The organism is Clostridium sp. UBA6640 (assembly GCF_002455975.1).
Lineage (GTDB): Bacteria > Bacillota > Clostridia > Clostridiales > Clostridiaceae > Clostridium_J.
This window is the reverse complement of sequence record NZ_DKLM01000072.1, coordinates 18315-26144: the sequence shown is the minus strand read 5'-3', so window position 1 is coordinate 26144 and position 7830 is coordinate 18315. Positions and strand designations below refer to the sequence as shown.

Here is a 7830-nt window from a genome sequence, read left to right as displayed (position 1 = left end):
TCATGTATAAGTTAAATTTTTATTGTGGAACCATATACTTAAGGCATCTTCAAAAAAATAATTTATAAGGAGTGTTTTATATGAAGGTGGTAGCACAACCTATTGATATGGTTGCATGGTTTGATAGTGACGGGGAAATACATCCTGTAAAATTTAGAGTTGTCAATGAAACTACAGAAGTAGTAAAAATAAATAAAGTGATATATAGGGAAAAAGAGAAGCTAGCAGGAAATCTAATGATAATATTTAGGTGCCAAAGTAATATTAATAATAGGGAAAAGATTTATGAGATTAAATATGACCTAAACAGTTGTAAGTGGATATTATTTAAAATATGATTACATAACTGTAAATAATAAGTTAATAGAGAAAAGAATATATTTATATAAATTTTTTATTTTACAGTAGCTTACTATTATTGTAAAATAAAAAAAGTTGTATGGATATTATCTTAACTGTAGGTTTAAATAGGGTGTGCTTTGGGTAGTATGCCCTTAATTCATAGTCATATTATATTGCTTATATGTTATGAATAATTACCAGATAAGTTGCATAATATTACAGTTGATTTGATTATACAGATTATGAAATGTAACAACTTTATAAACTTTTAGAGATTAATTCATAGAAACATAAAAAATAAATTAACGAATAAGGGTTGGTTGTTGGCAATTTATGTATTACCATTATATAAAGAGATTGAATATTCTGGAAAATAAGGAGGAAAATATGATTGATTTAAAGAAAAAACCTCAAACAGCATCAAGGGTATTACGATTTATTATTCCTTCATTAATAGGTGTAGTATTATTTATGATACCAATTCCTTTTAATGGCGAGATAACAATTCCAGTTGCACTACTATCTAATTCGATAATTACTATCTTAGAAGAAAATTTACCAGCAATTACAGCTACAATAATATGTATAAGCACTATATGTACCATAATTACTAAAATAGTAAAGCCTAGATTTGTAATAGAGAATAAATATTTAAACTCATTATTTAATATAACTCCACTGTGGTTATGTGCAAGAGTTATTGGTATGGTATTTGTAATTTTAGCGTTATTTCAAGTAGGACCTCAATGGATTTGGTCAGATGATACAGGAGGAATGCTTTTAACAGGTTTATTACCAGTTTTATTCGCAGTTTTTCTTTTTGCAGGTATGCTTTTGCCACTACTTTTAAACTTTGGGCTATTGGAATTTTTCGGAACATTATTAACCAAAATTATGAGACCTGTATTCAAATTACCAGGCCGATCTTCAATAGATTGTATCACTTCTTGGCTTGGTGATGGAACAATAGGAGTTTTATTAACAAGTAAACAATATGAAGAGGGATATTATACAAAACGTGAAGCAGCAGTAATAGGTACTACCTTCTCAGCAGTTTCAATTACCTTTAGTCTTGTTGTACTCCAAACAGTACAGCTAGAGCAATATTTTGTTCCATATTATCTAACAATTTGTTTAGCAGGAGTTCTTGCAGCAATTATATCTCCAAGAATACCACCTCTATCAAGAAAAGAAGATACCTATTATGTTGAACCTAAAGATGCTGGAGAAGTAATTCCGGAGGGGTTTACTAGAACAAAGTGGGGATTTCATCAAGCTCTTGAAAGAGCAGAAAAGAATACCAGTATTAAAGATTTCTTATTGGAAGGTGTAAAAAATGTTTTAGATATGTGGTTAGGGGTTATTCCAATTGTTATGGCAATTGGAACATTGGCATTAATTGTAGCTGAATTTACCCCTGTATTTAAATTTTTAGGAATGCCATTTTACCCAATACTAAAATTACTGCAAGTACCTGAAGCATTAGCAGCCTCCCAAACCTTTATAGTTGGCTTCGCAGATATGTTTTTACCATCAATTATAGGAAGTACCATCGAAAGTGAGTTAACCAGATTTGTTATAGCCGCTGTTTCTGTAACACAGCTTATATATATGTCAGAGGTTGGAGGGTTATTAATAGGTTCAAAAATTCCGGTTTCAATTAAGGAGTTGTTTATAATATTTATTCAACGTACTCTAATAACCTTGCCTATAATTGTTTTAGTAGCTCATATAATTTTCTAGAAATTATTATATTTTATATAATAATTAAAATATAATTAGCAAGGATGTAAGATTATTTTTTATACTTTCCTTATAGACTTCACTGATAGTATAACTATTAGTGAAGTCTATTTGTTTATTACTAGTTGCTTTATATTTGAAAAAATTGGAATACTTAAATGGAAAAAATATTTTTATATTAAAAATTAAAATAGAAATATAGTTAAAATGTTTGAAAAACTTTATGAATTTTAAAATAGCTATTGACTTTAGAGATAACTGTGATATATTAACTATAATATTTATAGAATTATTAGCTCGTATAAGTTTAATGATAGGGATTAAATGTTTCTACTTGGTGACCTTAAATTACCAGACTATGGGCTTTAATAGACTTGAAGTTATAGAGTGATATTTATAATTTCAATTTGTTTTATAATTTTTAAATTTAGAGATTATAAAAAATAACCCCTATGAAAGTAAGGGGTCATTTTTTGTTAAAGGAGAATGATATATGAAATTATTAAAAGATAAAATTTTATCTGCAGGAAACCTTATCGGAAAAGATGTAGTAAAAGTTGATAATTTTTTAAACCATCAAATCGATATAGAATTATTTAATGAAATGGGAAAAGAATTTCAGAAAAGGTTTAAAAATAAAGAAATAAATAAAATATTAACTGTAGAGGCATCAGGAATAGGTATAGCTTGCATAGTAGCACAGTATTTTAATAATTGCCCTGTAGTTTTTGCAAAAAAACATGAAGCTGTGAATATGGATATGGATACATATGAAAGTGAAGTTTATTCTTTCACAAAGAAGAAATCATATAAGGTAAGGGTTACTAAGAAATTTATAAATGAAGGAGATAAAATTTTAATAATAGATGATTTTTTAGCTAATGGACAAGCGGTTCTAGGACTTGTTAATATAGTGAAGCAAGGAAGTGGAGAAGTAGCCGGTGTTGGTATTGCTATTGAGAAATCATTTCAAGAAGGAAGAGGAAAGGTAGAAGATCTTGGAATACAAGTAGAATCATTAGCTAGAATAAAAGGTTTTGAAAACAATACAATAATATTTTATGAATAATAAAAGGAAGCTATGAGTGACTTAGATGGAAGTCATCATAGCTTTTAATTATAAGGAGAATTTTTATAGGTATGCACTTACAGTACTATTATATTAATGCATGACAAAATGTGTTACACTATATCATCAGTTATGTCCAATTTACAATGGAAAATCCATAATTATGATTAGATTAAATAGCTTTAGTTAAGATATTGAAAATATTAAAAGGATTTTAATTAGTTATATTATTTTAATATGCTTAAAATAAAAAAATAGAGGGAAATACTAATAGAAGACTATTTTAAATAAGGAGAGAATAATTATGAATAGAGATTTTTTTATAAATTTTGAAAAGCATTTATTAGAAGATGAAAAACCATCTACTTACTTTAATGATTTAGTTAATAATAATTTATTTCCTAAAGAGTATCCCTTTAATATGTTAAGTGATTTGATATATACAGAACAATCTAAAGAACATCATCCTGAAGGATCAGTATGGAATCATACTATGCTTGTTATAGATGAAGCCGCAAAAAGAAGAAATAAAAGTGAAGATAAAAGAATATTTATGTGGGCTGCACTACTTCATGATATAGGAAAAGCTCCTACTACTAAAATAAGAAAAGGAAGAATCACATCCTATGATCATGATAAGGTAGGAGCCGAAATGGCTGAGGAATTTTTGAACTGCTTTAGTGAAGATAAAGATTTTATAGAAAAAGTGAGAATATTAGTAAGATACCATATGCATATATTATTTGTAGTTAAAAAGCTTCCTTTTAGTGACTTAGAAAATATGGTGAAAGAGGCATCGATAGATGAACTTGGGCTTTTGGGTATAAGTGACAGATTAGGTAGAGGTAATAATAATAAGGAACTCATTGAAAAAGAAGAAAATAATGTTAAAATGTTTTTAGAGTTAAGTAAAAAGTACAAGTTAGAACACAGTTAGAGTTTTTAGAAGGGAAGTTAGTATAGGTGAAAAATAAGATTTTAAAAATATTAAAAGATAATAAAAATCAATTTATCTCTGGAGAAAATTTAAGTAAAGATTTCGGAATCACACGGGCAGCTATTTGGAAATATATGAATGCTTTAAAAGAAGAGGGATATGAAATTACTTCTATATCTAAAAAAGGATATAAACTTGTCAGCTCACCAGATATATTAAGGTATGAAGAAGTAGAAGAATATCTACAAACTAAATATATAGGAAGAAATATTCGTCATTATAATACTATTGATTCAACTAATAAAGCAGCAAAGTCTTTAGCTATGGAAGATATAGAAGAAGGTACAGTTATTGTAAGTGAAGAGCAGACCAGTGGTAGAGGAAGGCTGGGAAGAAGTTGGATATCACCTAAAAGCTCAGGGATATGGATGAGTATTATACTAAAGCCTGATATAAATCCTATGATGGCTTCAAGGGTTACATTAATAGGTGCAGCAGCAGTTCATAAAGCTTTAGAAGAAATCGGAATAGATGCTAAAATTAAATGGCCTAACGATATAGTATTAAACAATAAAAAGCTTTGTGGAATTTTAACAGAAATGAATGGAGAGATGGATAAAGTTAATTATATTGTTATGGGTATAGGATTAAACGCAAATGTAGATGAAGAAGATTTTTCAGAGGAATTAAAAAATATGGCTACATCTATAAAAATAGAGAAGAATGAGCAAATAAATAGAAAAGAATTATTTGCGAAGATATTAAATAATTTTGAAATCTTATATGATGAATTTAAAAATCATGGAAATATAGAATCTACAGTAGATATATGTAGAAAAAATTCTTTATTATTAGGCAAAGAAGTAAGGGTAATCAATGGAAATAAAATAATTATTGTAAAAGCTTTAGATTTAGATGAGGATGGAGAATTGTTAGTAGAGTATGAAGATAAAAGTAAAGGTAAAATAATATCAGGAGAAGTATCTGTAAGAGGACTTTATGGGTATGTTTAAACAATAATTATCACATTTAAAAAGCAATTGCTAACATAGATAAATTACCTAAAAAATTAATATATATCTAATAGCTATATCCTTAGATATTTTTAATTCACAACTCACAATTGTAAATATTTTTTAGCAGAAGCTGAGAAATTTAAAATTGATTCTTTTTAAATCATCTAGTTATTTTTTATAAAAAACCTCAATTGTGAATTGTGAATTGTTTTAAGGTATGAATTTAATAGTTCCTAATTATAAATAATTTATGCAATTAAGAAATATATATAATTTTTATCCTTAAATTTTAAAGTTTATAGTTTTCGTTAGCTCTTTATAGCTGGTATTATTTTAACCGCTAGTAGTGAGGAAAATAAAATTTTCAAACAGTCACCAGGTAAAAATATTAAACAACCAGCTTTTAATGCACCTATAAAAGTCATAGATACTTTATTAATTCTAGTTAATATAAGGTACATATATGGTACTCCCAATAAATAAACTAGTATTACGCCTAATGTACAAGTCAGTAATACATTAAAAAGTGAAATTTTCTTTTTTGTTGTAAAGTTTTTACATAATGTACCTACAACAAATGCACATACAATATAACCTATTAAAAATCCGAAGGTAGGGGAAAATATTATGCCTACACCACTTTTTCCACCTGCAAAGATAGGAAGACCTATAAGTCCTAGAGCTACATAAACTATTTGGGATAATGCACCTAAATTACCTCCTAGTAAAATGCCAGATAAAAGAGTAAATAATAATTGCAAGGTTATAGGCACAGCACCTAAGGAAATAGTAATAAAAGCACCTACTGCAGTTAAAGCAGCAAATAATGATACAAGTATAAAATCTTTAGTTCTAATTTTCATGGAAGTCCTCCTAAAAAATTATTGTAAATACAATAAATAAAATTAGTTTACAATAATATATTAGGGGATTTTAAATAAATAGTCAACAAAAAAACATATATAGGTTTACAATACTAAGAATAAAACCTAATATTTGCATTTATGCCGTCAGGTAGCAGTTCTAAAATTATATAAGAGTAGTATTTTTCCTTTCTTTTACTAGTAGGTGACCCAGGATTTATTATTAGTGTCTTATTTTTAGTTGTAACAAAAGGCTTATGACTATGTCCAAAAATAATTACATCTAAGCTATCATTTTTAAATATTTCATATACATTATCAAGGGTGCTTTTTTTAGAGCCATGTCCATGATACACTCCAATTTTATACTTATCTAAAGTTATAATTTGTTTTTCTTTTACCTTAGACCTAATTTCCCCTTTATCATTATTTCCATAGACACCAATAAATTTATGATATTTTTCAATATAGGGTATAACTTTATTACTAGTATAATCTCCAGCATGAATAACTAAATCAACATCTTTTAAGGATTTTGTTATTAACTTTTCAATTTTATCCATATGTTTGCGTACATGGGTATCTGAAATCACTGCTATTTTCATATTTTATCTCCACCTAAATGTAAATTGTTTACGTAAAGTTAAATAACATCAAAATTTAACTTATAAATTATTTATTTAAAAATGCAAAGGGTATGATAATTTTAAAATCATTAGATTTAAATAAATAGTTTTTTTCAAAGAGATATACAAGCTCTAATAATTTTTTAGAACTTGTATATAACCTTAAGAAAAACTATTAAAATATCGTATAAGTCTATCTTGATAATATTTACAAAAAATAAAGCTTTTGGATTTACTCTTCATAGTTCATTCTATTTTAAAATAGCATAATATGTTACCCTTATATGTAGATAAACTACTCTAAAATATAATGTATATATGAATATAAGTTACAGTTTGATACTTTAATCAATGGAGGAGTGAGAATGGACAATTGACAATTATGGTGGAAATTAGTTTTAATCAAACTAATTTCTTTAATAGATTTTTTAATAAAAGTGACTTTGTCACTTTTAAAAGGAATAGTTCAGAACTTCTCTTGAGAGAAGTGTCCATAATTGTCCATTGTCAATCGTNNAAGCTATGTACTGCATGTTTAAAATCCTCTCCATATTTGCCACTAAGATATCCTTTAAAGTATCCTTTTTCTTTTAAAATCTTTTGCATTTTATATACATCAGACCCAATCATACCAGGACGTAATTCTTTAAGTTCTCTAGTTGGGCCATCATGAATTATAACTGTAGTACCAATAGGAATATATCCATAGATTTTAGCTACATCTTTATTATGCATTCTTATACAACCATGAGAAGAGTTCCAGCCAATAGACCCTTCATCTTTATTTCCATGTATACCATATTTCCCCCAAGGAACGTTTAATCCCATCCATCTAGCACCAAAACCTCCTCCCCAAATTCCTTTATTAACTATTTTCCATGTGCCTATAGGGGATGGAGTAGAAGCTTTTCCGCCAGAACAGCTGAATTCTTCTACAAATACATCATTTCTAAATATATGCATCTTATTTGTAGTTAAATCTATTATGATAACATAAGGAGATTTATTAGAATTTTCGGTGGATAAGGCAAATATATTCTTAGGAATATTAATTATAATTGCTAATATTAATATAAAGACAAGAATTTTTTTGTTCATAAAATTAACTCCTCTATAATTTTAATAATCTAATTATATTTTATGAAGAAAAGCATTTTTTATTTAGAATAAAACTTTTATTTCAAATAGAATACTATCAGAATAGTATTTATGGGATTCCTTAATGAAAATTTAA

The 7830-nt window shown here is 27.2% G+C and carries 8 protein-coding genes and 1 riboswitch; of the genes, 5 read left to right on the top strand and 3 right to left on the bottom strand.

The window, feature by feature from the left end:
• Positions 1 to 80: 80 nt before the first annotated feature.
• The 5 genes from B2W91_RS07955 (at position 81) to B2W91_RS07935 (ending at position 5104) form a co-directional block, all read left to right on the top strand.
• Positions 81 to 338 (top strand): hypothetical protein, encoded by a 258-nt coding sequence (locus tag B2W91_RS07955; RefSeq protein ID WP_291579889.1) that lies wholly within the window; start codon positions 81 to 83, stop codon positions 336 to 338.
• 391 nt (positions 339 to 729) lie between these two features.
• A complete protein-coding gene (locus B2W91_RS07950; protein WP_291579888.1) occupies positions 730 to 2085 on the top strand; it encodes a YjiH family protein in 1356 nt (451 codons plus the stop codon).
• Between the two features lie 277 nt (positions 2086 to 2362).
• Positions 2363 to 2464: riboswitch (purine riboswitch) on the top strand.
• Positions 2465 to 2578: 114 nt separating this feature from the next.
• Positions 2579 to 3154 carry a xanthine phosphoribosyltransferase gene (locus B2W91_RS07945; protein WP_291579887.1) on the top strand — a complete coding sequence of 192 codons (576 nt, stop codon included), beginning with the start codon at positions 2579 to 2581 and terminating at the stop codon, positions 3152 to 3154.
• 304 nt (positions 3155 to 3458) lie between these two features.
• Positions 3459 to 4091 (top strand): HDIG domain-containing metalloprotein, encoded by a 633-nt coding sequence (locus B2W91_RS07940; protein WP_291579886.1) that lies wholly within the window; start codon positions 3459 to 3461, stop codon positions 4089 to 4091.
• A gap of 26 nt (positions 4092 to 4117) precedes the next feature.
• On the top strand, positions 4118 to 5104 hold the full coding sequence (locus B2W91_RS07935; protein WP_291579885.1) for a biotin--[acetyl-CoA-carboxylase] ligase: 987 nt from the start codon (positions 4118 to 4120) through the stop codon (positions 5102 to 5104).
• A 311-nt stretch (positions 5105 to 5415) separates the two neighbouring features.
• On the opposite strand, the gene B2W91_RS07930 is transcribed toward B2W91_RS07935, so the two are convergent.
• From B2W91_RS07930 to B2W91_RS07920, 3 genes are all read right to left on the bottom strand, one after another.
• Positions 5416 to 5970, bottom strand: a complete 555-nt coding sequence (locus tag B2W91_RS07930; RefSeq protein WP_291579883.1) for a biotin transporter BioY — start codon at positions 5968 to 5970, stop codon at positions 5416 to 5418.
• Positions 5971 to 6083: 113 nt separating this feature from the next.
• A complete protein-coding gene (locus B2W91_RS07925; protein WP_291579882.1) occupies positions 6084 to 6575 on the bottom strand; it encodes a metallophosphoesterase family protein in 492 nt (163 codons plus the stop codon).
• 528 nt (positions 6576 to 7103) lie between these two features.
• Positions 7104 to 7694 (bottom strand): L,D-transpeptidase family protein, encoded by a 591-nt coding sequence (locus tag B2W91_RS07920; RefSeq protein ID WP_291579881.1) that lies wholly within the window; start codon positions 7692 to 7694, stop codon positions 7104 to 7106.
• Between the last annotated feature and the right edge of the window lie 136 nt (positions 7695 to 7830).

Coding starts and splice junctions, on each gene's coding strand:
- B2W91_RS07955 (WP_291579889.1), top strand. CDS start 81: ATGAAGGTGGTAGCACAACCTATTGATATGGTTGCATGGTTTGATAGT.
- B2W91_RS07950 (WP_291579888.1), top strand. CDS start 730: ATGATTGATTTAAAGAAAAAACCTCAAACAGCATCAAGGGTATTACGA.
- B2W91_RS07945 (WP_291579887.1), top strand. CDS start 2,579: ATGAAATTATTAAAAGATAAAATTTTATCTGCAGGAAACCTTATCGGA.
- B2W91_RS07940 (WP_291579886.1), top strand. CDS start 3,459: ATGAATAGAGATTTTTTTATAAATTTTGAAAAGCATTTATTAGAAGAT.
- B2W91_RS07930 (WP_291579883.1), bottom strand. CDS start 5,970: ATGAAAATTAGAACTAAAGATTTTATACTTGTATCATTATTTGCTGCT.
- B2W91_RS07925 (WP_291579882.1), bottom strand. CDS start 6,575: ATGAAAATAGCAGTGATTTCAGATACCCATGTACGCAAACATATGGAT.